General features: G+C 65.8%; 22 protein-coding genes. 18 read left to right on the plus strand and 4 right to left on the minus strand.

Annotation, left to right across the window (positions count from 1 at the left end; genetic code table 11):
- Positions 1 to 31: 31 nt before the first annotated feature.
- Positions 32 to 460, minus strand: coding sequence for a nucleoside diphosphate kinase regulator (gene rnk, locus ACTDI4_RS12160; RefSeq protein WP_442841392.1), 429 nt, complete (start codon positions 458 to 460; stop codon positions 32 to 34).
- 316 nt (positions 461 to 776) lie between these two features.
- Positions 777 to 983 (minus strand): hypothetical protein, encoded by a 207-nt coding sequence (locus ACTDI4_RS12165; RefSeq protein ID WP_442841393.1) that lies wholly within the window; start codon positions 981 to 983, stop codon positions 777 to 779.
- 252 nt (positions 984 to 1,235) lie between these two features.
- Here ACTDI4_RS12165 and ACTDI4_RS12170 point away from each other — a divergent pair, with 252 nt between their 5' ends.
- On the plus strand, positions 1,236 to 3,254 hold the full coding sequence (locus tag ACTDI4_RS12170; RefSeq protein ID WP_442841394.1) for a hydantoinase/oxoprolinase N-terminal domain-containing protein: 2,019 nt from the start codon (positions 1,236 to 1,238) through the stop codon (positions 3,252 to 3,254).
- Positions 3,255 to 3,258: 4 nt separating this feature from the next.
- On the opposite strand, the gene ACTDI4_RS12175 is transcribed toward ACTDI4_RS12170, so the two are convergent.
- Complete coding sequence (locus tag ACTDI4_RS12175) at positions 3,259 to 4,779, minus strand: FAD-dependent oxidoreductase (RefSeq protein WP_442841395.1); 1,521 nt, start codon at positions 4,777 to 4,779, stop codon at positions 3,259 to 3,261.
- A gap of 168 nt (positions 4,780 to 4,947) precedes the next feature.
- Here ACTDI4_RS12175 and ACTDI4_RS12180 point away from each other — a divergent pair, with 168 nt between their 5' ends.
- The 17 genes from ACTDI4_RS12180 to ACTDI4_RS12260 all read left to right on the plus strand — a co-directional run bounded on the left by ACTDI4_RS12180 (position 4,948) and on the right by ACTDI4_RS12260 (position 21,118).
- Positions 4,948 to 5,640, plus strand: coding sequence for an RNA polymerase sigma factor (locus ACTDI4_RS12180; protein ID WP_442841396.1), 693 nt, complete (start codon positions 4,948 to 4,950; stop codon positions 5,638 to 5,640).
- Between the two features lie 95 nt (positions 5,641 to 5,735).
- Positions 5,736 to 6,263 (plus strand): DUF4142 domain-containing protein, encoded by a 528-nt coding sequence (locus tag ACTDI4_RS12185; protein WP_442841397.1) that lies wholly within the window; start codon positions 5,736 to 5,738, stop codon positions 6,261 to 6,263.
- Between the two features lie 10 nt (positions 6,264 to 6,273).
- Positions 6,274 to 6,591 carry a cupredoxin domain-containing protein gene (locus ACTDI4_RS12190; RefSeq protein WP_442841398.1) on the plus strand — a complete coding sequence of 106 codons (318 nt, stop codon included), beginning with the start codon at positions 6,274 to 6,276 and terminating at the stop codon, positions 6,589 to 6,591.
- Between the two features lie 340 nt (positions 6,592 to 6,931).
- Entirely contained in the window at positions 6,932 to 8,761 is a 1,830-nt protein-coding gene (locus tag ACTDI4_RS12195; protein WP_442841399.1) for an assimilatory sulfite reductase (NADPH) flavoprotein subunit, read from the plus strand.
- Between the two features lie 11 nt (positions 8,762 to 8,772).
- Positions 8,773 to 10,515, plus strand: a complete 1,743-nt coding sequence (locus ACTDI4_RS12200; protein ID WP_442841400.1) for an NADPH-dependent assimilatory sulfite reductase hemoprotein subunit — start codon at positions 8,773 to 8,775, stop codon at positions 10,513 to 10,515.
- 51 nt (positions 10,516 to 10,566) lie between these two features.
- Complete coding sequence (locus ACTDI4_RS12205; protein ID WP_442841401.1) at positions 10,567 to 11,433, plus strand: sulfurtransferase; 867 nt, start codon at positions 10,567 to 10,569, stop codon at positions 11,431 to 11,433.
- A gap of 343 nt (positions 11,434 to 11,776) precedes the next feature.
- Entirely contained in the window at positions 11,777 to 13,432 is a 1,656-nt protein-coding gene (ccoN, locus tag ACTDI4_RS12210; RefSeq protein WP_442843340.1) for a cytochrome-c oxidase, cbb3-type subunit I, read from the plus strand.
- A 2-nt stretch (positions 13,433 to 13,434) separates the two neighbouring features.
- Entirely contained in the window at positions 13,435 to 14,175 is a 741-nt protein-coding gene (gene ccoO / locus ACTDI4_RS12215; RefSeq protein WP_442841402.1) for a cytochrome-c oxidase, cbb3-type subunit II, read from the plus strand.
- Positions 14,176 to 14,178: 3 nt separating this feature from the next.
- Positions 14,179 to 14,349, plus strand: coding sequence for a cbb3-type cytochrome c oxidase subunit 3 (locus ACTDI4_RS12220; RefSeq protein ID WP_442841403.1), 171 nt, complete (start codon positions 14,179 to 14,181; stop codon positions 14,347 to 14,349).
- A gap of 4 nt (positions 14,350 to 14,353) precedes the next feature.
- Entirely contained in the window at positions 14,354 to 15,232 is an 879-nt protein-coding gene (gene ccoP / locus ACTDI4_RS12225; RefSeq protein ID WP_442841404.1) for a cytochrome-c oxidase, cbb3-type subunit III, read from the plus strand.
- A 2-nt stretch (positions 15,233 to 15,234) separates the two neighbouring features.
- Positions 15,235 to 15,435: a hypothetical protein gene (locus tag ACTDI4_RS12230; protein WP_442841405.1), complete on the plus strand. Its 201-nt coding sequence runs from the start codon at positions 15,235 to 15,237 to the stop codon at positions 15,433 to 15,435.
- Between the two features lie 17 nt (positions 15,436 to 15,452).
- Positions 15,453 to 16,241 carry a DUF2189 domain-containing protein gene (locus ACTDI4_RS12235; protein ID WP_442841406.1) on the plus strand — a complete coding sequence of 263 codons (789 nt, stop codon included), beginning with the start codon at positions 15,453 to 15,455 and terminating at the stop codon, positions 16,239 to 16,241.
- Positions 16,238 to 18,499 carry a cation-translocating P-type ATPase gene (locus ACTDI4_RS12240; RefSeq protein ID WP_442841407.1) on the plus strand — a complete coding sequence of 754 codons (2,262 nt, stop codon included), beginning with the start codon at positions 16,238 to 16,240 and terminating at the stop codon, positions 18,497 to 18,499. Before ACTDI4_RS12235 ends, ACTDI4_RS12240 begins: the two co-directional genes overlap by 4 nt.
- Complete coding sequence (gene ccoS, locus ACTDI4_RS12245; RefSeq protein WP_442841408.1) at positions 18,496 to 18,678, plus strand: cbb3-type cytochrome oxidase assembly protein CcoS; 183 nt, start codon at positions 18,496 to 18,498, stop codon at positions 18,676 to 18,678. Before ACTDI4_RS12240 ends, ccoS begins: the two co-directional genes overlap by 4 nt.
- A 92-nt stretch (positions 18,679 to 18,770) precedes the next feature.
- Positions 18,771 to 19,235, plus strand: coding sequence for a group III truncated hemoglobin (locus ACTDI4_RS12250; RefSeq protein ID WP_442841409.1), 465 nt, complete (start codon positions 18,771 to 18,773; stop codon positions 19,233 to 19,235).
- A 127-nt stretch (positions 19,236 to 19,362) separates the two neighbouring features.
- On the plus strand, positions 19,363 to 19,806 hold the full coding sequence (locus ACTDI4_RS12255) for a pseudoazurin (protein WP_442841410.1): 444 nt from the start codon (positions 19,363 to 19,365) through the stop codon (positions 19,804 to 19,806).
- A gap of 79 nt (positions 19,807 to 19,885) precedes the next feature.
- Positions 19,886 to 21,118, plus strand: a complete 1,233-nt coding sequence (locus tag ACTDI4_RS12260; protein ID WP_442841411.1) for an NnrS family protein — start codon at positions 19,886 to 19,888, stop codon at positions 21,116 to 21,118.
- A 23-nt stretch (positions 21,119 to 21,141) separates the two neighbouring features.
- On the opposite strand, the gene cydB is transcribed toward ACTDI4_RS12260, so the two are convergent.
- Positions 21,142 to 22,155: a cytochrome d ubiquinol oxidase subunit II gene (gene cydB / locus ACTDI4_RS12265; protein WP_442841412.1), complete on the minus strand. Its 1,014-nt coding sequence runs from the start codon at positions 22,153 to 22,155 to the stop codon at positions 21,142 to 21,144.
- Position 22,156: the final 1 nt, after the last annotated feature.

Genomic DNA, 22,156 nt, shown 5'->3' on the forward strand with positions numbered 1-22,156 from the left:
GCATGATTGAGAAGACGCCGACGGCCGCCCTTCATGCCTGTTCCCGTGTCTCCGCCGGCGTGGCGATGGTCACGTCCAGAACCGCCAATTCGTGACGGCGGCCGTCGCGGGAGGTCCAGTTCATCGATTGTCCGGCGGAAAGGCCGAGCAGCGCTGTGCCGATCGGCGTCAGGATCGAGATCTTGCCCTGGGCGATATCGGCTTCGCCGGGAAACACCAGCGTGACGGTCTTTTCCTCGCCCGTATCGGGCTTGAAGCGGACGGTCGAACCCATGCGCACGACCTTGTCTGCGACCGCATTGTCGGCCACCACGCGCGCGCGATCCAACTCCGCCAGCAGTTCCTCGGAAATCTCCGGGCTGCGCTCCGCCACGGCCTCGGCGAGCGCCGAAAGGCGGGTATGGTCGGTCTTCGAGATCGAGATGTTCGGCTTGCGCCGCAATCTTGCATTGTTTTGCATTTCAACTCCGTGTTTTGGTCACGACAGAACGCACGCGAAATAAGGCGCAAACGCCAAGCCAGATGACTATCCTTCGTGGTGCGCGCCGAACGTCGGGAATAAAAAAACCCGTATGCCGCTCTGTCGGGAAGTGGTGTGCCCCCTCGGCTCGGGGGGCGCAGACGGCCGAGCCGGGGGCTATACTCCCGCGATGGGGCAGATCCGGAATGGCAAATAGCCAGTATGGGCGACCGTGGTGTTCATGGGAGGATAGTTGGTGATGTGGCGGTCAAAGTCAAGACACGCCGAAGCCGCCGGAACAGCGTGCCGCGGCGGCTCAATCGCGCCGCGCGGCAAGCAGCGTTTCGATGACAAGCTCGCGGCCTGCCCGACTAATGCCGATGCCGGCCGGCCGCTCCTGTGCCAGTCCCAGCTCCACAAGGCGCGCGCCGAGCGCGGCGGAAAGCTCCGGGTAGGGGCCTCGATTCATGCGCTTCAGCGCCATGCGCTCGTCGTCGCTCAGATCATTCCACGCCACCGTCATGGCTAACCGTCCAGTCGCTTGGCCGCTTGTGTTTCATCGGCACGCAAACTTGCCCGCCGCCGCGGGCAATCGGTGATCCACTGTCTTGCTCGGGCAGAATGGACCAATGCTGGCCTTGATTTCAATGCATAAAAATTGCACTGAAGCCAAAATAAATTTCACTTGCCTTATATTAAATGGCGCGCCAAGGGTCTTTCGATTTGCCGTCATGGCCGACCCGCATGCCCGATTCCGCCCTCGGTGTTGAGCGATATGAACGCGCCCGCATTGCCGTCCTCCTCTCTTTATCTCGGCATCGACACGGGAGGCACCTACACCGACGCGATCCTGTGGTCGGAAGCCGCAGGCGTCGTGGCCAAGGCCAAATCTCTCACCACCAGGCACGACCTCGCCGTAGGAATAGAGGGCGCAGTCGGCAGCGTGCTCGGTGAGACCGGTGTTGCCCCCGAAGCGATCAAGCTCGTTTCGATGTCGACCACGCTGGCCACCAACGCCCTGGTGGAGGGGCAGGGGGGACGCGTCGCGCTGGTGATGATCGGCTTCGAGGAGGACGATCTCCAGCACGACGGCCTGTCTTCCACGCTCGGGTCGGACCCGGTGGTTTTCTGCCCCGGCGGCCATGACGTGCACGGCGAGCCGCGCGAATTGTCGCTCGAGGCGCTGGAGACCGCCTTGCCTTCGCTCGCCGGGACGGTGTCGGGCGTGGCGGTCGCCGCCTACTTCGCAGTACGCAACCCGGAGCATGAGATCGCCGCGCGCGACCTGATCCGCGAAAGGACCGGTTTGCCCGTCACCTGCTCGCACGAACTGTCCTCCAGGCTCGGCGGCCCGCGCAGGGCGCTGACCACCTTGCTCAACGCCCGGCTGATTTCCATGATCGACCGGCTCGTGGCGGCCACACAGGGATTTCTGGCCCGGCGCGGCATCGTCGCACCCTTGATGGTGGTGCGCGGCGATGGCGCGCTGGTGACTGCCGACTTCGCGCTCCAGCGTCCCATCGAGACGATTTTGTCGGGGCCTGCCGCCTCGCTGGTCGGGGCCCGCCACCTGACCGGGCTCGACAACGCCGTGGTCTCCGACATCGGCGGCACCACCACCGACGTCGCCGTGCTCGACCGCGGCCGGCTGCGGCTCGACCCGGACGGAGCCACGGTGGGCGGCATGCGCACCATGGTCGAGGCGGTGGCCATGCGCACCTACGGGCTGGGCGGCGATTCGGAAGTCGCGCTCAAGGAACGCAGCCTCGTCTCCGGCATCGTGCTCGGCCCCCGCCGGCTGGTGCCGTTGGCGTTGGCCGGTCGGCAGCATGGCGAGGCCATCAGCAAGGCGCTGCACCGGCAGGCGCTGAACCCGGTCAGCAGCAGGCTGGATGGCCGCTTCGCCATCCGCACCGGCCTGCCCGAGCGGCTGGCGGCCGGGCTGAGCCCCACCGAGACGCGGCTCTTCGCCGAAATCTCCGACGTTCCCGCTCCGCTCGACGACCTGCTCGTCTCCACCTCGCGGCTTGCCACGCTGAACAGGCTCGTGGCGCGCGGACTGGTTCACATCATCGGCTTCACACCGTCGGACGCGGCACATGTGCTCGGCCGGCAGGCCAATTGGGACGTCTCCGTCGCCCGGCTGGGCGCCGGCCTCCTGGCGCGGCGGCGCGACGGGCAGGGGCGGTTGGTGGCCAAGGACGCTGAAAGCTTCTGCGAACTGGTGCTGGAGGCCGTCACACGCCGCTCGGCCGAAGTGATGCTGGAAACCGTTTTCGCCGAAGACGGGCTCGACGGCGGCGTTTCCGTGGCCAACCCGCTGGTGCAACGGGCGGTGACCCTGACCGGCGGCATGGCCCAACTCGCCATCGTGCTCGACCGGCCGGTGATCGGCCTCGGCGCATCGGCGCATCTCCACTATGCCGCCCTGCCACGGCTGATCGGCAATTCCTGCGTGGTCGCCGAGCATGCCGACGTCGCCAATGCGCTCGGCGCGGTGGTGGGGCAGGTATGCATGTCGGCCGAAGCGCGCGTCAGCCAACCGGAAATCGGGCTTTTCCGGCTCAACGCCGGCGAGCACCTGCAGGATTTCGATACGGAAGAGGAGGCCCTGGCCGCTGCCGAAATCCATATCCGGGCGGTTGCCGCCGAGCTTGCCGAGCGCGCCGGTACGGACCAGGCTCGCATCGAGATCGCGCGCGACATCCGCGTAGCCACCATCGAGAACGAGCGCAGCTTCGTGGAAGCCTTCATCGTGGCGACGGCGACGGGACGGCCGCGCGTCGCCTCCTGACCGCTCACGCCTGTTCGAGCGCCAGTTCGCATTCGAGCGCCTGGACATCGCGCCCGATCGCAGCGGCGGCGATGATCCTGCCGCCTTTCCTGTAGCGCACAATGCAGTCCTGCGCGGCGATGTCGCCGTCGACCTCGATGCCGTCCCACGCTTGCGCATGCCCGACATAGCGGATGGTCACGTCGTAATGCGCGCTCCAGAAGAACGGCACGTCGCGGAACGGCCGGGCCGCTCCCAGCATGTTGCGTGCGGCTGCCTGGCCCTGCCGCTCGGCCACCACCCAATGCTCGATGCGCTGCATCTTGCCGCTGGCCGGATCGCGCCAGCGGGCCACGTCACCGGCGGCGAAGATGCCCGGGGCACTGGTTTCCAGCATCTCGTTCACCACGACGCCCCTGTCGACGGCGAGCCCCGCTTCCTCGGCGAGAGCGACGCGCGGCCGCACGCCGACGCCGACGACCACCAGGTCGGCGGCCAGTTCGCGGCCGTTGTTCAGCATCACCTTCCCGGGCTCGATGCGCGCGATGGATGTGCCCATGTGGAACGCCACGCCATGCTGTTCATGCAGGGCGCGGATGAAGTCGCCAAGCTCGGCGCCGAGCACGGCTTCCAGAGGCCTCTCGTCCAGGGACACGACATGCACGTCGAGCCCACGCGCGCGCAGCGAAGCGGCGACTTCCAGCCCGATGAAGCCCGAGCCCAGCACCACTGCCGTCCTGGCGGTCCTGGCCCGCTCGATGAGGTTGCGGCTGTCCGCAAGCGAGCGCAGCGTCAGCACATGCTCTCGCTCGCTTCCGGGAATGGGCAGGCGCACCGGTTCCGCCCCGGTCGCCAGGAGCAGGCGGTCGAAGGGGAAGGCGCGTCCGTCCTGCATCACCACCGTGCGGGCGGCCGCATCGATGCGCTGGACCGCCGCCTTCAGGTGCAGGTCGATGCGGTTCTGCGCATAGAAATCGTCCTGGCGCAGGGGAATCCACTCTTCCGGGGCATCGCCGGCCAGGTAGTCCTTGGACAGGTTGGGCCTGTCGCAGGGCGGGTCTGCATCGTCGCTCAACATGGTCAGGCGCCCGTCATAGCCGTGCCGCCGCAGCATCTCGGCGCAGGCGAAGCCGGCAGCGCCGCCACCGACGATCACGATGTCTTCCGGCTGCCCGGACGGCAGGGCTGCAGGTTTGTTCGCCGGCTCCGCCTTTTCACGCACCACGATGCGGTCGCCATTGCGCTCGACCTTCCAGCACGAAAGCGCATCGAAGGCGGGAGCGCCGAGCGCCTCGCCGGTGCGCAGCGAAAAGCAGGCGTGATGCCACGGGCAGCGCACCGTGCCGTCCACCACGATGCCTTCCGCCAGCGGTCCGCCATAATGCGTGCAGGAAGCACCGACGGCCATCACCTCGTCGCCGACGCGCGCCAGCAGCACCTCCTCCTTGCCGACATGACCCTTGAGCAATGGCCCGTCGCCGAAGGCGGAGAGCGGAACGCCCTGAGTGAGGTCGGGGCCGGGGTTCTGCTGAGCATGCGATGCCATTGCGGTTCTCCTTGCCTGCGCCCGTCGCGCAGATGCTTCGACGCCCGCCGACATGAAAAGTTCCCGGCCGGAAGGCCCGTGGCGCAATCATATTGTGCCCGAGCGGCCCGAAGCGGGAACCTTTTCCCCGGCCATGCATCCGATCTATGCTTGAGAAGGAGGAAGTCGATGGGCCACGCACGGAAAAGCACCGCGATCGCCGTCGCCGCCGACGACATGGAATTGGTGCGGCGCGCGCAGGCGCGCGAAGCCGGCGCCTTCCGCGAGATCATGCAAAGGCACAACCAGCGCCTCTACCGGATAGCCCGCGGCGTGGTGCGCAACGACGGCGAGGCCGAGGACATCGTGCAGGAGGCCTATGTCCGCGCCTTCACGCATCTTGGCAGCTTTCGCGGCGAAGCCGCTCTGTCGACGTGGCTTTCACGCATCGTCATCAACGAGGCGCTGGGCCGGCTGCGTGCCCGGCGCCGGCGCGAGCAGGCCATGGCGCCGCTGCGGCCGGCCATCGAAGCCCACGTCATTCCCTTTCCGCTCAATCCAGCCAGCGACGATCCGGAACGCACCATGGCGCAAAGACAGATCCTGCAACTGGTCGAAAAGGCGACCGACAACCTGCCCGACATCTACCGGGCCGTCTTCGTCGCCCGCGTGATCGAAGGCCTCAGCATGGAAGAGACCGCCGAGGTGCTGGGCATCCGTCCCGAGACGGTGAAGACGCGGCTGCATCGCGCGCGCGTGCTCGTGCGCAAGGATCTGGATGAGCAGATCGGCCCGGTGCTGCTCGACGCCTTTCCCTTTGCCGGTCGGCGCTGCGAGCGCCTGACGAGCGCGGTGATGCGGCGTCTGGGCTTTTCCGACTGATTTTTCGGGAACGTCGCGGCCGCGCGCGCATCCAATCGGCGTCCACTCAAGATGCGCCCGCAAGCCCTGACGGCTCGGGCTCCAAGGAGGTTTCCATGCTTATTCGCCCGCTTGCGGCCACGGCCGCGCTTTGCCTTTTCGCCGCCTCGGCAACGTTCGCTCAGGCCGCCGAGAAGCCGACCGATCCACAGATCGCCCACATCGCCTATACCGCCGGTGAGATCGACATCGAGGCGGCCAAGCTCGCCCTGAAGAAAACCCAGAACAAGGACGTGCGCGACTTCGCCGACGACATGGTGCGCGACCACGAGGCGGTGAACAAGCAGGCGCTCGATCTCGTCAAGAAACTGAAGGTGAAGCCCGAGGACAACGCCACCAGCAAGTCTCTCGTGGCCTCCGCCAAGGAGGAGCGCGCCAAACTCGCCAAGTTGAAGGGAGCGGCCTTCGACAAGGCCTATATCGACAATGAGGTGGCCTACCATAAGCAGGTCAACGGCGCGCTGGAGACCGTGCTGATCCCATCGGCCAGCAACGCCGACCTGAAGAGCCTGCTGGAAACCGGCCTGAAGGTCTTCCAGGGCCACGAGCAGCATGCCGAGCATGTCGCTGCGGCGCTGAAGTGAGGCGATCGCCATGTCGCCGAAACGTCTTTTCGGAGCCGTCGCGCTGCTGCTCGCCGTATCCATGCTGCCAGCGCAGGCCGAAACCATAACGGTCACCATCGACAAGCTGGTGTTTTCGCCCGCCACCGTCAGTGCCAAGGTCGGCGACACCATCGAATGGGTGAACAAGGATGCGCTCGCCCATACAGCCACCGTGAAGGGCGGCTGGGACGTGATGTTGCCACCGAAGAAATCAGGAAGCGTCGTGCTGAAGCAGGCTGGCGCGCTGGACTACTACTGCCGCTTCCATCCCAATATGAAAGGCCGGATCACCGTCGCCGCAAAGTAGCCGGCGGCGTGATTTCCAATGCCCCGCGCTGCCTTTCGGCGGCGCGAGGCCGCAACCCGGCGATAGCGACCGGCTCACGCAAAAAAATTTCGACTCCGCCGCTCCATATGTTTCGACCACGAAAAATGCGGTTGTTGGAAGGAAACTTGCGCGGAAAAAGTCATCGCTAGAATGGCCATCTCAAACAGCGTTTCCAGCAATTTTATTGCACTCATCTAGCAGATTCATTCATTTGCATGCAGCCCTGACGCGCGTCAAACCTCGCCCGAAACGCACTGTTCCCGCCGCTTTTTCCGACGTTTTTCGAAGCCGGCGGCGCATATCGGAGGAGCCGGCAGCGATGACCGTGGCGAACTTTCCCGGACCTGGGCTGACCGCCGAGCAATGGAGCCAGGTGACGGCGCTCGCCACCTCGCTGAACCCCGGCCAGGGCTTGTGGCTGTCGGGGTATTTCGCCGGCATAGAGCATGGCGCACGCGCCCTTGCCGGGGCCACGGCGCTTGCGTCGGTGCCGCAGGCACCGGCAGCGCCGCAGCCGGCCGCCGCAGCCGCGCGCACGCTGACCATCCTTTACGGCAGCGAGACCGGAAACAGCGCGGCCCTTGCCCGCACGCTGGCCGACAAGGCGCGCGCCAACGGGCTCGAGTCCCGGCTTGCGGATATGGCCGACTACAAGCTGCGTCAACTGAAGGAGGAGCAGGACCTGCTCGTTCTTGCCAGCACGCATGGGGAAGGGGAGCCGCCGCTTTCGGGGATCGCCTTCTTCGAATTCGTGGAGAGCCGCAAGGCGCCGCGGCTGGATGGGTTGCGCTTTGCCGTCCTGGCGCTGGGCGATTCCACCTATGAGCATTTCTGCGGCGCAGGCCGCCGCCTGGACACGAGGCTGGCCGAGCTTGGCGCGATACGTCTTGCCGAGCGTCTGGACTGCGACGTGGACTACGACGGGCCGGCTGCCGGCTGGATCGATGCCATGCTGGCGAAGCTGCCTGCCGAACAAGAAGACAAGGTCGCGGCACTGGTCGCGCAAGCGACGGCGGCGCCGGTGCAGGCCGGATTCGACAAGCGCAATCCGTTCCTGGCGACGGTGATCGACAATCTTGTGCTGACCGGTCGCGGGTCGAGCAAGCAGACACGCCATGTCGAGCTGTCGCTCGACGGCTCCGGCCTCGCTTTCCAGCCGGGCGATGCGCTGGGAATCGTGCCGCGCAATGCGCCCGAGCTCGTGGAGAAGCTGCTGGAGGCGCTGGCGCTTTCGGCCGACGAGCAGGTGGCGCTGAAGGACGGCTCGCGGCCGCTTGCCGAGGCGCTGGGCGACACCTTCGAGATCACCGCCGCCACGCCGCGCTTCATCGACCGCTGGGCCGAGCTTAGCGGCGCGGCCGAACTTGCCGGCTTGCGCGGGGAAGACAACGCGCCGGCGCGGTCCGCGTTTGCCCGCGACCATCATGTCATCGATATCGTCAGGCGTTTTCCCGTCCGCGGCCTGGCCGCCGCGGATTTCGTGGCTGGTCTTCGCCCCCTGCAGCCGCGCCTTTACTCCATTGCCTCCAGCCCGGACTACGCCCCGGACGAGGCGCACCTGACCGTCGCCACCGTGCGCTACGAACTGCTCGGCGAGGCGCGCGAGGGCGTGGCCTCCGGTCATCTTGCCGGACGCGCCGAACCCGAAAGCAGCCTGCCGGTCTATATCCAGGCCAACCCGCACTTTCGCCTGCCGCAGGACGAGCGGCCGATCCTGATGATCGGCGCCGGCACCGGGGTGGCACCCTACCGCGCCTTCCTGCAGCAGCGCGAGGAGAGCGGCGCTGGCGGAAAGTCCTGGCTGTTCTTTGGCGAGCGCAACTTTGACAGCGACTTCCTCTACCAGACCGAATGGCAGGGATGGATGAAGGACGGGCTGCTGTCGCGCATGAACGTCGCCTTCTCCCGAGACTCTGCCGCCAAGGTCTACGTCCAGCATCGCATGGCCGAGCAGGCGCGCGACATCTACGCCTGGCTGGAGGAGGGCGCCAACATCTACGTCTGCGGCGACGGCCAGCACCTTGCGCCGGACGTGCACGCGACGCTGAAGCAGATCTTGGCGCAGCAGGCCGCCTGCGACGAAGATGCCGCCGAAGACTATCTCGCCACGCTGCGGCGCGACCGCCGCTACCAGATCGACGTCTATTGAGTGCCGTTCCGATGAGCCTTCTTTCCCCGCACGCTCCCACCGACCGCAGCCGCGACGTTTCCCAGCCGCTGGACAGGCTCAATCCCGACGAGACGCTGAAGGCCGAAAGCCGGCAGTTGCGCGGCACCATCTCGGACGGGCTGGCGGCCGAACTCACCCGCGCCGTGCCCGGCAACGACATCAAGCTGATGAAGTTCCACGGCCTGTATCAACAGGACGACCGCGACATCCGCGACGAGCGGCGCCGCCAGAAGCTGGAGCCGGCCTATACGTTCATGGCCCGCATCCGGTTGCCGGGCGGCGTGTGCAGCCCCTCGCAGTGGCTGAAGCTGGACGAACTGGCGCGCGCCTACGGCGGCGACACGCTGCGCCTGACCACGCGCCAGACCTTCCAGCTCCACCGCGTGCAGAAGCAGAACCTGCGCCCGGCCATGCAGGGGCTGCGCGAGGTGCTGCTGGATACGCGGGCTGCCTGTGGCGACGACGCGCGCGGCGTCATGTGCTCGGTCAATCCCCGGCTTTCGGCCATCCATGCCGAGGTCTTTGCGCTTGCCAAGCGCACCAGCGACCACCGGGTGCCGCAATCGGGCGCCTATGAGGAGATCTGGTACGGCGAGGAGCGCGAAGGCACGGGCGACGGCCCGCAGGAGCCTTTCTACGGGCGCACCTACATGCCCCGCAAATTCAAGATCGGCTTCGTCGTGCCGCCGTCCAACGACATTGACGTCTATTCCCAGGACCTCGGTTTCATCGCCATCGTGGAGGACGGCAAACTGCAGGGCTTCAACGTCGCTATCGGCGGCGGCATGGGCCGTACCGACCAGGCGCCGAAGACCTATCCGCGGCTCGCCGACCTCATCGGCTTCATAGAGGTCGAGCACTTGCAGCAAACGGCCGATGCCGTCATGGGCGTGCAGCGCGACTATGGCGACCGCCTTGACAGGGCGCGTGCCCGGTTCAAATACACGATCGACGACAAGGGGCTGGACTGGATCAAGGGCGAGATCGAGGCCCGCCTGGGCTTTGCGTTGCAGCCGGCACGGCCGTTCGCTTTCACGACCAACGGCGACCCGAACGGCTGGACACGAGGAGACGACGGCCGCTGGCACCACACGCTGTTCATCCAGAACGGCCGCGTCAGCAATTTCCCCGGCCGTGCGCTGATGGACGGCCTGCGCGCGATCGCGCAGACGCATACGGGCACCTTCCGCATCACTCCGAACCAGAACCTCATCATCTCCGACGTCTCCGAAGCCGCAAAACCGGCCATCGAGGCGGTGATGCGCGAGCATGGACTCGGTGCGGCCGACAGGATCAGCGGGCTGCGGCTGAACTCCATGGCCTGCGTGGCGCTGCCCACCTGCGGTCTGGCCATGGCCGAGAGCGAGCGCTACCTGCCCGACCTCGTCACGAAGATCGAGGCGCTCCTCGAACTCCACGGGCTGGAAGACGAACCGATCACAATCCGCATGACCGGCTGCCCCAACGGCTGCGCGCGTCCCTACATCGCCGAGATCGCGCTGACCGGCCGCGCGCCGGGCAAGTACAACCTCTATCTGGGCGGCGGCTTTCATGGCCAGCGCCTCAACAAGATGGTGCTGGAGAATGTCGGCGAAGCCGCCATTCTCGATCATCTGGCCAGGGTGATCGCGGATTTCGCTGCGAACCGAACGTCCGGCGAGCATTTCGGCGATTTCGCTATCCGCGCCGGCCACGCGGCCGAGGTGAAGGAAGGCCGGCATTTCAACGATTGAGCGCGCGGTCGGCCGCGCCCTCGGCAGGTTTCAGGAAGAAAGGATGAAGTCATGACCGACAATGTGTCGCATTCGCTCGTCACCGCCGATTGGCTCAAGGACAATCTGGAAAATCCGAAAGTTCGGGTGTTCGAGGTCAGCGTCGATCCCGGCGTCTACGAAAAGGCCCACATTCCTGGCGCCGTCAATCTGGATTGGCATGTCGACCTGGTCGATACCGTCAACCGTGACATCGCTTCGCGCGAGAAGCTGCAGGCACAGCTCCGCAAGGCGGGGGTGGAGGAAGACACCACCGTCGTCATTTATGGCGATCACAACAACTGGTTCGCGGCCTGGGGCGCCTGGGTGCTCGACGTCTACGGGTTCGGCGAGCGGGTGAAGCTGCTCGACGGCGGCAGGAAGCTGTGGGAGGCGCGGGGCCTGGCGCTGACCGACAAGGTACCCTCATTCACGGCATCGTCCATCGAATTGCCGGAGCGCGACAACAGCCTGCGCGCGCGGCTCGCCAACGTGCTCGACGTGGTAGAGGGCCGCATCGAAGGCAAGCTGATCGATATCCGTTCGCCGGACGAATATCTCGGCAAGATCTTTGCGCCGGAAGGCGTGAAGGAACTGTCGATCCGCGCCGGCCACATCCCCGGCGCCGAGAACGTGCCGTGGGCAACCATCGTCAACGAGGACGGCACCTACAAGCCGCTCGATGAAATTCGCAGGATCTATGCCGACAAGGGCGTGGACGGCTCCAGGCCGGTCATCACCTATTGCCGCATCGGCGAGCGCTCCAGCCATTCCTGGTTCGCGCTGAAGCGCCTGCTGGGCTACGAAGTGCGCAACTATGACGGCTCGTGGACCGAGTACGGCAATGCAGTGGGTGTGCCGGTGACCAATAGGAGCGGCACCGTCTGGCTGGGCAAATAGCCAGATCCGACTGACCGGCTAAGACACCTAGCAAGATCACCCAACACCGCCGCGGCCATGTGACGCGGCGGTGCACGTATTTTACAAATATAGCTAAGCACAAGTCTTTCTTGACCTTTTGTCGCACCCGATGACGCCGTCTGCGACATTGTTGCGAATTGGGCTCCACTATTACCGATGCTAATCCGACCTCTGCCGGCAAGAATAATGCCGTGCGGAGTGGGTCTGGAATCGACTCGGGCCAGCGTTTATCCTGGCCGTGGACGAGTCGGCAGCGATGTCGGGTTCTGACGTCGCGATGCAGCCGGAAATCGAAAAGGCGGACACGGGCAGCGAGGGCGTGATGGTTTCAGGACTGACGGTCACCGAAAGACAATGGGCGCTGGTCACGCTTCTGGCGCTCGCCCTGATCGGCCTGGCCATGGCGGCTGCCGGAAGCGGCGATCCTTTCGGGATTCACGGCTTCATCGTGCTCATCTTCAGCGTCGGCCTGGCCTTCGTGGTGATGTCCGGCTACTACGCCCCCGAACCCGACCCCGCGCGCCTGTCGCATTACTATGACGACCCGACCAAGGCGGGTATCGTGCTGACGATGGCCTGGGCGGTCTTCGGCATGGCCTTCGGCGTATGGGTCGCCGCGCTGCTGGCCTGGCCGGACCTGACCTTCGACGCTGGCTGGGCAAGCTTCGGCCGCATCCGCCCCGTGCACACCACCGGCGTCATCTTCGGCTTCGGCGGAAACGCGCTCATCGCCACCTCCTTCCACGTGCTCCAGCGCACCTCGCGGGCGCGCCTGCCGGATCAGTTCAGCCCTTGGTTCGTGCTGCTCGGCTACAACCTGTTCTGCATCCTGGCCGTGACCGGCTACTTCATGGGCGTCACCCAGTCCAAGGAATATGCCGAGCCCGAATGGTACGCCGACATCTGGCTGGTGATTGTGTGGGTGGTCTATTTCGCGATCTATCTCCGCACGCTGGCAAGGCGCCAGGAGCCGCATATCTACGTGGCCAACTGGTACTACATGGCCTTCATCCTGGTCGTCGCGGTGCTGCACATCATCAACAACCTGGCGGTTCCCGTTTCCTGGGGCGCGGCCAAAAGCTACTCTTTGTTCTCCGGCGTGCAGGACGCCATGACGGAGTGGTGGTACGGCCACAACGCCGTGGCGTTCTTCCTGACCGCCGGCTTCCTCGGCATGATGTATTATTATCTTCCCAAGCGGGCGGAGCGGCCGATCTTTTCCTACCGGCTTTCCATCATCAGCTTCTGGGGCATAACCTTCCTCTATATGTGGGCCGGTTCGCACCACCTGCACTATACGGCGCTGCCGCAATGGGTGCAGACGCTGGGCATGACCTTCTCCATCGTTCTGCTGGTGCCGTCCTGGGCTTCGGCCGGCAATGCGCTGGCGACGCTGAACGGCGCCTGGAGCAAGGTGAGGGACGACGCCACGCTGCGCTTCATGATGGTGGCGGCGGTGTTCTACGGCCTGACGACCTTCGAAGGCTCGTTCATGGCGATCCGGCCGGTGAACTCGCTGTCGCACTATACCGACTGGACCGTGGGCCACGTGCATGCCGGCGCGCTCGGCTGGGTGGCGATGATCACATTCGGTTCGATCTATGCGCTGGTGCCATGGATGTGGAAGCGCGAGAGGATGTATTCCCCCAAGCTCATCGAGGTTCACTTCTGGTTGGCCCTGACGGGATGCATCGTCTACGTCTTCGCGATGTGGAATTCGGGCATCATCCAGGGGCTGATGTGGCGGACCTACAATGACGGCGGCACGCTGGCCTATTCCTTCATCGATTCCGTCGAAGCGATGCATCCCTACTACATCGCGCGCACGTTCGGCGGGTTGCTGTTCCTGCTCGGCGCGATCGTGGGAACCTACAATGTGATGATGACCATCCGCCAGGGCAGGGCGGCCGCGCTGGAGGCAGCCCGCACCGACGTCCCCGTGCTCGCCTCGCCGAGCGCCGTGCAGGCCGGAGAATAGAGATGTCGGAATTCTTCCATCGCAAGATCGAGCGAAACGCCATGGGCTTCGCGCTGGCGATCGTGGTCGTGGCCTCGATCGGCGGCCTCGTGGAAATCGCGCCGCTCTTCACCATCAACGAGACGGTCGAGGACGCACCCGACATGCGCGTCTACACGCCGCTCGAACTGGCCGGACGCAACATCTATATCCGCGAAGGCTGTTACGCCTGCCACAGCCAGATGATCCGCACCTTGCGCGACGAGGTCGAGCGCTACGGCCCCTATTCGCTGGCCGTGGAATCCAAATACGACCATCCCATGCTGTGGGGTTCCAAGCGCACGGGGCCGGACCTTGCCCGCCTCGGCGAGAAATATTCCGACGCATGGCATGTGGCGCATCTCATCAATCCGCGCGACGTGGTGCCGGAATCGGTCATGCCGAAATATGGCTGGCTGATGCGCAACGAGCTCAAGCTGGACGATCTCGGCGCCCATCTTGCGGCCCAGCGTGCCGTCGGCGTGCCCTACACCCAGGATATGATCGACAATGCGGCCAAGGACGCCTACGGCCAGGCCATGCCCGACAGCGAGGCGTCCGCCGGCGTCACCGAGCGCTACGGCGAGGCCACGCATGTGCGCAATTTCGGCGGCGATCCCGGGCGCGTCACCGAAATGGACGCGTTGGTGGCCTACCTGCAGATACTCGGCCGGTTGACGGAGACGGCCTACAAGCAGGCGACGGTCGTACCGGCGGAGGATTGAGCCATGGGCATCGATCATGACACCCTCGTGGCGTTCTCCAAGAGCTGGGGACTGTTCTACCTGGTCGCCTTCGCCATCGGCGTGGTGATCTACGCGCTCTGGCCGTCCAACCGGAAACGGTTCGATCGCGCCAAGAAGAGCATTCTGGACAAAGACGACAAGCCGCGGAGCTAGAGCTGTGGAGCTGGGCAAACAAGATCCCGTCACCGGTCGCACGACCACGGGGCACGAATGGAACGGCATCGAAGAGCTTGAGACCCCGATACCTCGCGTCGTGTCCTTTTTCCTGGCGGCCACGATTCTGTTCGCGGTCCTGTGCTGGGTGCTCTATCCGACCTGGCCGTTGGGCTGGACCTACACCAAGGGCCTGCTCGGTTTCGATCAGCGCAACGTCGTGACGGAGCAGGTGGCTGCCGCCGATGCCGAGCGATCTGTCTGGACTGCCAAGGTCGAGCAGATGAGCTATGCCAACATCGAGGCAGACCCGCAGTTGATGCATCTCGTGAAGGAAACGGGCCGCACACTGTTCCAGGACAATTGTGCGGCATGCCATGGCATGGAAGCGACCGGCGGTCCGGGCTTCCCGAACCTTGCCGCAAAATCGTGGCTGTGGGGCGGCGAGCCCGAGGCCATCGAGGAAACGATCCGCGTCGGCATCAATTCCACCAGCGAGGACACCCGCGTTTCGCAGATGCCGGCCTTCGGCCGCGACGGCATGCTGCAGGCCGATCAGATCCTGAACGTGGTCGCCTATGTCCGCTCTCTGTCGGGCGCGGCGCCTGCCGCGGGCGATGCCGACCGGACCGTGGCGGGCAAGGAAGTGTTCGAGGCCAATTGTTCGGCCTGCCATGGCGAGGACGCCAAGGGCAGCCATGACGTCGGCGCGCCGGATCTGACCGACGCCAACTGGATCTATGGCGGCAGCCAGCAGGCGGTCTACACGTCTGTCTATTCGGGTCGGCAGGGACACATGCCTCATTGGGATGCGCGGCTGTCGCCGCTGACCGTCAAGCTCCTGACGCTCTACGTGCATACCTTGCCGGAGGCGCGGAAATGACGATGGCCGTGCCCGTCAAGCGCCTCAATTGGCGGCTGATTTCGCTGGTGATCGTGGCGGCGGTGGTGTTGCTCGTCGTCGGCGCCAACACGCATCTGGTCTATGTCGCGTTCGACTCGCAGCCTGGCTGCGTGCCACATGCCAAGACGGTGGACCAGGACGGCACCGGCGGGAAATTCCGTGCGGCCGGTTCGGCCTGCTGAGGGAAGGAGAAAAGCGCATGATGAGCACCAGCAACTCCGCTCCCGGCCAAATTCTGCCGCTGGCGGCAAGCCGCCGCCGCAACCTGCCCGCAAGCGCGGCTTTCGGCTGGCTCCGCGCCGGCTGGCGCGACCTTTGCACCCATCCCTGGCCGAGCCTTGTCTACGGCATCGCCGTCTTCGCCGTGTCCCTGGCCATCGTATGGAGCCTGTTCGCCTTCAAACTCGACTACATCCTGTTTCCGGCGCTGGCCGGCTTCATGGTGGTCGGGCCGCTGATCGCCATCGGCCTCTATCAGAAAAGCCGCGCCATCGAACAGGGCGAGCCGGTGCGGCTTGCCGACATGCTGCTGGTCGACGCCCGGTCGGGCGGGCAGGTGCTGTTCACCGGCGCCATCCTGTGCCTCCTGATGCTGCTGTGGATGCGGGCGGCGGTCATTGTCTACGCGCTGTTCTTCGGGCTGCGGCCGTTCCCCGGGCTCGACCATATCGCGGAGATGCTTTTCACCACCCCGACGGGCTGGGCCATGCTGCTGGTCGGCTCCGTGGTGGGCGGGCTGTTCGCGGCGTTTTCCTTCGCCATCAGCACGTTCTCCATTCCCATGCTGCTCGACCAGCGAACCGACGCTTTCACCGCCATGGGCACCAGCATCTCGCTGGTGTGGAACAACAAGCCGGTGATGCTGGCCTGGGGCCTCATCGTGCTGGTGCTGTTCCTGCTCAGCGTCGCGACCGGCCTTGTCGGGCTCGTCGTGGCCTTCCCGTTGCTCGGCCACGCCACCTGGCACAGCTACAGGGCGATCGGATGAGCTGCTGCGCGCCCGGCGCGGAGACTGTCGCCGAGCTTGGCGGCGCACCCTCGCGGGAGGAGGTGCTGCTTGCCAGCCGCGACCTCGGGGACGGGATCAGACAGACCGACCTCTCCGTGCCCGGCATACACTGCGGCGCCTGCATCCGCACGGTGGAGAAAGGCCTCGGCAAGCTTGCCGGCGTGCAGCAGGCGCGCGTCAACCTCTCCACCCGGCGCGTGGTGGTGAAGTGGCACGCCGACAAGGTGCCGCCGCTTGTCGAAACGCTTGCGGCGCTGGGCTATCCCGCTCACCTGTTCGACACCGAGGCGGACAAGGGCGACCCTGAGCTTTCGCGCCTCATCCGGGCGTTGGCCGTGGCTGGCTTCGCGGCGATGAACATCATGCTGCTGTCGGTTTCCGTGTGGTCGGGGGCCGATGCCGAAACCCGGCAGGCGTTCCACTGGATTTCAGCCGCGCTGGCGCTGCCGACGCTGCTCTATTCGGGCCGCATCTTCTTCAGGTCGGCCTGGGGTGCGCTGCGGCATGGCCGGACCAATATGGACGTGCCGATCTCCATCGGCATCTGCCTCGCCTTCGGACTTAGCGTCTACGATACCATGCACAATGGCGAGCATGCCTATTTCGATGCCGCCACCACGCTGATCTTCTTCCTGCTGATCGGCCGCACGCTCGATCATGTGATGCGCGAGAAGGCGAGGGCGGCTGTGCACGGGCTGATCCGGCTCACTCCGCACGGCGCCACGGTGCTGCGCGCGGACGGAAGCCTCGACTACCTGCCGGTCAAGGAGATCGAGCCGGGCATGCTTATCCTGCTTGCGGCAGGCGATCGCGTGCCGGTGGACGCCGTCGTGGCGGAAGGCATTTCGGAGATGGACTGCGCGATCGCCACGGGGGAAAGTGCCCCGCAGCGCGCCGTGCCCGGTTCTGCCTTGCAGGCGGGCACGCTGAATCTCTCCGGGCCGCTTGCCATTACGGCCACCGCCCGGGCGGAAGATTCCTTCCTGGCCGAGATGGTGCGCCTGATGGAGGCGGCCGAAGGCGGCCGCGCCCGCTACCGGCGCCTGGCCGACCGCGCTGCAAGGCTCTATTCGCCCGTGGTGCATGCCACCGCGTTCCTGACATTCCTCGGCTGGATGGCCGCGACCGGCGATTGGCACCGCGCAATCGGCATCGCCATCGCCGTCCTCATCATCACCTGTCCCTGCGCGCTGGGGCTGGCCGTGCCCATCGTTCAGGTGGTGGCGGCCCGCCGCCTGTTCGAGAACGGCATCATGGTCAAGGACGGCTCCGGCCTCGAGCGGCTGGCCGAGGCGGACATGGTGGCTTTCGACAAGACCGGCACGCTGACGCTGGGCCGGCCGCGCCTGGTCGGGCAGGAAAGGATCGACCCCGACGCGCTCGCATTTGCCGCCGCGCTTGCCGCGCATTCCCGCCACCCGCTGTCGCGGGCGATCGCCGCGGCCGGCGCACACGGGCAGACCGGGCCGCATCTTTCCGACATTTCCGAACATCCCGGGCTCGGCCTCCAGGCCCGGGCCGGCCGGGACGTCTACCGCCTGGGGCGGGCGGGCTGGGCGCTCGGCGGCGGAGGCGACGAAGGCGGGACCGTTCTTTCCCGCAACGGACAGTTGCTGGCGGCCTTCACCTTCGAGGACACGCTACGTCCCGAAGCAGGCGAAGCCGTTTCGGCGCTGCGCGGCCTCGGGCTGGGCGCCGAGGTCCTGTCGGGCGACGAGATGGAGGCGGTTGCGGCAACGGCGAACCGGATCGGCATCGAGGATCACGCAGGCGGCCTGCTGCCGGCGCAAAAGGTCGCGCGTCTGCAAGCGCTGGCCGGGGAGGGGCGAAAGGTGCTGATGGTCGGCGACGGCCTGAACGACGCGCCGGCGCTGGCCGCGGCGCATGTCTCCATGGCGCCGGCGAGCGCGGCCGATATCGGTCGCAACGCCGCCGACTTCGTGTTCCTGCACGAGCCCCTGTCGGCCGTGCCGCTGGCGGTGGCGGTGGCGCGCGAGGCCGGCAGATTGATCCGGCAGAATTTTGGGTTGGCGATCGCCTACAACGCGATTGCCCTGCCCATCGCCATTGCCGGCTATGTCACGCCGCTGGTCGCAGCCATTGCAATGTCGCTGTCCTCGGTGATCGTGGTTGCGAACGCGTTGCGACTGCGGCAGGGGCGCGCGCCGAAGCGGAACCGGCAGGAACGCCCGTATCGTCAGGCAGCAACCGGACAGGCCGTGGGACTGCCGGGATGAGCAGCCTGATCTTCCTCATTCCCTTGGCGCTGCTTCTCGGCGGCGTTGCGCTTGGCGCATTCTTCTGGTCGCTGAAGAGCGGTCAGTATGAGGATCTCGATGGCGCGGCCGAGCGCATCCTGTTCGACGACGAAGAGGAAGGGAAGGACGATAGGTCGCGCTTCAATAACATCGATTGACGATATATGTTTATCTGGCGTGAGCATCGGCGGCGATGCGAACAAGGGAGCGCCGTCGGGCTTCGGCGGTGCAGGAGACCGGAACGGCAAGCATGAACGAACCCGCCAGGACCAGGAAGACCATCATCGTCGACGGTGTTCCGCTGCCCGAAATGCTCGACGAGGCCATGATCCACGCCGTCGTTCACGGCTTCTATGACGAGATCCGGCGCGATGCGCTGCTGGGTCCGATCTTCAACGGCGTGATCGCACCCGAGGCCTGGCCGCATCATCTCGCCAAGATGTGCGACTTCTGGTCGGCCACGATGCTGCGCACATCGCGCTACGACGGACGGCCGCTGCCGCCGCATCTTGCCATACCGGAGTTGGGGGAAGAGCATTTCCGCCGCTGGCTGACCCTGTTCCAGGCGACGGTGACGCGCCTGTGTCCGCCGGAGGTCGCCACGCTTTTCCTCGAAAGGGCGCTGCGCATCGCCCATTCCTTCCGTCTGGCCATCGCCTATAACCGTGGCCACGACACGCTTGAGATCCGGCCGATAGTGAAGGAGAATCTGTGAGGCCCCCGCCCGATTTCCGCGAAATACACTTCTCCCCGCCAATTTGCGTTGCCTCAAAGTTGAGTGCGGAAGTCCGCAATAGAAGCAGCGCGACAAATTCAACCTCCCAAAACGGAAAGGCAAGAAAATGAGACATGCAACCCTGATAGCCACGACTTTCGCGGCCCTGATGCTGGCCGGCGCCGCGCATGCTGCCGACCACGAGGTGCAGATGCTCAACAAGAGCGCCAACGGCGTCATGGTTTTCGAACCGAACTACATCGAGGCCGCGCCCGGCGATACCGTTACCTTCGTGCCGACCGACAAGGGCCATGACGCGGCCAGCATCGACGGCATGATTCCGGAAGGCGCGGAACCCTTCAAGGGCGAGATCAGCAAGCCGGTCACCATCACCGTCGACAAGGAAGGCGTCTACGGCGTCAAATGCGTGCCGCACTACGGCATGGGCATGGTGGCGCTGATCGTGGTCGGTCAGCCGACGAACCTCGAGCAGGCCAAGGGGGTCAAGCAACCCGGCAAGGCCAAGAAGGTGTTCGCCGAACTGCTGGAAAAGGTACCGGCGGGCAACTGAGCCGACGCGACTTTTTCTTCGGATAGCAACCGGCCGGGCGGACATGCTGTCCCGCCCGGCCCCAGACGGCACAGGCGACATGGCGATCCCGCGTACCAGGCCGGGCAATTATCCGGCGGTCCTTTCCTACGGCTTCCGGCCCTTTTTCCTCCTTGGTGCCGCTTTTTCCGGGATTTCCATCCTGTTCTGGCTGCCGCTGTTCTACGGCAGCCTCGACACCGCCAGCCTGTTCGCGCCGGTGGACTGGCACATCCACGAGATGCTGTTCGGCTATGCGGCCGCGATCGTGACCGGCTTCCTGCTGACCGCCATCCCCAACTGGACCGGCCGCCTGCCGGTGCAGGGCGCGCCGTTGCTGGTACTCGTGCTTTTGTGGGCCGCCGGGCGCGTGGCCGTGTTCTTGTCGGCCCAGATCGGCTGGGCCGCCGCCGCCGCCATCGACAGCGCCTTCCTGCTGGCGGTCGCCGCCGCCGCGGCGGTCGAGATCGTCGCCGGCCGCAACTGGCGCAACCTCAAGGTACTGGCGCCGGTCACGGTGCTGTTCGCCGCCAATCTCATGTTCCACATCGAGGCCCATTTCAACGGCCTGTCCGACATCAGCCGGCGCCTCGGCATCGGCGCTGCGATCCTGCTCATCATGATCATCGGCGGGCGCATCATCCCGAGTTTCACCCGCAACTGGCTGGTGCGAGAAAATCCCGGGCGCCTGCCCATTCCCTTCGGGCGTTTCGATGCCGTGGCCATCGTGCTGTCGGCGCTGGCGCTTGCCGCCTGGTGCGCGTTCCCGGAGCGGGGCGACACCGGCGCGGTGCTGGTCGCGGCCGCCGCTCTCAACGTCATACGGCTGGGCAGATGGGCGGGCGACCGCACCTGGCGCGATCCGCTGGTGCTGATCCTGCATCTGGCCTTCGCCTTCGTGCCGGTCGGGCTGTTGCTCGCCGGGCTGGCAGCGCTCCTGCCACAGGCGGTGCCCGCCGCAGCCGGGCTGCACGCCTTCGGCGTCGGCGCCATCGGCTGCATGACGCTGGCGGTCATGGTGCGCGCCACGCTCGGCCACACAGGACGGGACCTGCGGGCCGGCTTTGACGGCTGCGTGGTCTTTGCGGCCATCCTGCTGGCCGCCGTGCTGCGCCTCTGCGCCGTCTTCCATCCGGGCGAAACGTTTCTGCTGCACGGCTCGGCCGCCGCCTGGGCGGCCGCCTTCATCGGCTATTCGGTGTTCTACGGGCGCATGGCGATGCGTCCGCGTCTGCGCGCCGGGGAAAAGGACGACGGCGTTCTGGCTAGGCTGTTCTCGTTCCATCGGGCCTGACGTTCGCCGGACCGCTGCCGCCCTCAGTGGTAGCCGATGTCGGCCCGCACCTTGCCGCGGAACACCCAGTAGGACCAGCCCGTATACATGAGGATGACCGGCAGCAGAAAAAGCGTGCCGACCATCAGGAACGCCTGCGTGCTCTGCGCCGAGGCGGCGTCCCACAAGGTGTAGGTGTGCGGGACGATCAACGGCCACAGGCTGATGCCGATGCCGAGATAGGAAACCAGGAACAGCCCGATGGCGGCGATGAAAGGCAGGGCTTCCGAGCGGTTGTTGAGCGAGCGCCACTCCAGCCAGCCGAGCAGGGCGGTCACCACCGGGACCGGCGCCAGGAACGCCATGTTCGGCCATGTGAACCACCGTGCGGCGATGTCGGCATTCATCAGCGGGGTCCAGATGCTGACGATGCAGATGGCGGCGAACACCCCGAGGAAGCACCAGCGGCCAAGCCGGCGCGCGCGATCCTGCAACTCGCCTTCGGTCTTGAGGATCAGCCACCCCGCGCCCAGCAGCCCGTAGCCGAAGACCAGCGCGATGCCGGTGAGGATCGAGAACGGCGTGATGAAATCCCATGACGAGCCGACGAAATGGCGGCCTTCGACCTGGAAGCCCTGGATGAATGCGCCCAGCACCATGCCCTGGGCAAAGGTGGCGATGGTGGAGCCCCATGAAAAGCCGTGGTCCCAGAAGGTCTTGTGCTCCGCGTCCCGATAGCGGAACTCGAACGCGACGCCCCGAAAGATCAGCGCCAGGAGCATGACCAGTATGGGAAAATAGACGGCCGGAACGATGATGGCGAAGGCCAGCGGGAAGGCGGCCAGCAGCGCCAGCCCGCCGAGCACCAGCCAGGTCTCGTTGCCGTCCCAGATCGGCGCGATCGAATTCATCACCATGTTGCGGGACTCGGTATCCGGCTGGAAGCCGAAGAGGATGCCGACGCCCAGATCGAAACCGTCTAGGATCACATAGAAGCATACGCCGATCCCGAGGATAAGCGTCCACAGCGGCACGAAGTCGAGAACCAGCGGCTCCATG

This window comes from Mesorhizobium sp. PUT5 (assembly GCF_052216645.1).
Lineage (GTDB): Bacteria > Pseudomonadota > Alphaproteobacteria > Rhizobiales > Rhizobiaceae > Mesorhizobium.

Excerpts from the sequence above, each read along its gene's own strand:
- ACTDI4_RS12205 (WP_442841401.1), top strand. The coding sequence starts at position 10,567 with ATGACCGACAATGTGTCGCATTCGCTCGTCACCGCCGATTGGCTCAAG.
- ccoN (WP_442843340.1), top strand. The coding sequence starts at position 11,777 with ATGGTTTCAGGACTGACGGTCACCGAAAGACAATGGGCGCTGGTCACG.
- ACTDI4_RS12190 (WP_442841398.1), top strand. The coding sequence starts at position 6,274 with ATGTCGCCGAAACGTCTTTTCGGAGCCGTCGCGCTGCTGCTCGCCGTA.
- rnk (WP_442841392.1), bottom strand. The coding sequence starts at position 460 with ATGCAAAACAATGCAAGATTGCGGCGCAAGCCGAACATCTCGATCTCG.
- ACTDI4_RS12230 (WP_442841405.1), top strand. The coding sequence starts at position 15,235 with ATGGCCGTGCCCGTCAAGCGCCTCAATTGGCGGCTGATTTCGCTGGTG.
- ACTDI4_RS12250 (WP_442841409.1), top strand. The coding sequence starts at position 18,771 with ATGAACGAACCCGCCAGGACCAGGAAGACCATCATCGTCGACGGTGTT.
- ACTDI4_RS12200 (WP_442841400.1), top strand. The coding sequence starts at position 8,773 with ATGAGCCTTCTTTCCCCGCACGCTCCCACCGACCGCAGCCGCGACGTT.
- ACTDI4_RS12235 (WP_442841406.1), top strand. The coding sequence starts at position 15,453 with ATGATGAGCACCAGCAACTCCGCTCCCGGCCAAATTCTGCCGCTGGCG.
- ACTDI4_RS12260 (WP_442841411.1), top strand. The coding sequence starts at position 19,886 with ATGGCGATCCCGCGTACCAGGCCGGGCAATTATCCGGCGGTCCTTTCC.
- ACTDI4_RS12195 (WP_442841399.1), top strand. The coding sequence starts at position 6,932 with ATGACCGTGGCGAACTTTCCCGGACCTGGGCTGACCGCCGAGCAATGG.
- ACTDI4_RS12255 (WP_442841410.1), top strand. The coding sequence starts at position 19,363 with ATGAGACATGCAACCCTGATAGCCACGACTTTCGCGGCCCTGATGCTG.
- ccoO (WP_442841402.1), top strand. The coding sequence starts at position 13,435 with ATGTCGGAATTCTTCCATCGCAAGATCGAGCGAAACGCCATGGGCTTC.
- ACTDI4_RS12240 (WP_442841407.1), top strand. The coding sequence starts at position 16,238 with ATGAGCTGCTGCGCGCCCGGCGCGGAGACTGTCGCCGAGCTTGGCGGC.
- ccoS (WP_442841408.1), top strand. The coding sequence starts at position 18,496 with ATGAGCAGCCTGATCTTCCTCATTCCCTTGGCGCTGCTTCTCGGCGGC.
- ACTDI4_RS12170 (WP_442841394.1), top strand. The coding sequence starts at position 1,236 with ATGAACGCGCCCGCATTGCCGTCCTCCTCTCTTTATCTCGGCATCGAC.
- ACTDI4_RS12185 (WP_442841397.1), top strand. The coding sequence starts at position 5,736 with ATGCTTATTCGCCCGCTTGCGGCCACGGCCGCGCTTTGCCTTTTCGCC.
- cydB (WP_442841412.1), bottom strand. The coding sequence starts at position 22,155 with ATGGAGCCGCTGGTTCTCGACTTCGTGCCGCTGTGGACGCTTATCCTC.
- ACTDI4_RS12220 (WP_442841403.1), top strand. The coding sequence starts at position 14,179 with ATGGGCATCGATCATGACACCCTCGTGGCGTTCTCCAAGAGCTGGGGA.
- ACTDI4_RS12175 (WP_442841395.1), bottom strand. The coding sequence starts at position 4,779 with ATGGCATCGCATGCTCAGCAGAACCCCGGCCCCGACCTCACTCAGGGC.
- ACTDI4_RS12180 (WP_442841396.1), top strand. The coding sequence starts at position 4,948 with ATGGGCCACGCACGGAAAAGCACCGCGATCGCCGTCGCCGCCGACGAC.
- ACTDI4_RS12165 (WP_442841393.1), bottom strand. The coding sequence starts at position 983 with ATGACGGTGGCGTGGAATGATCTGAGCGACGACGAGCGCATGGCGCTG.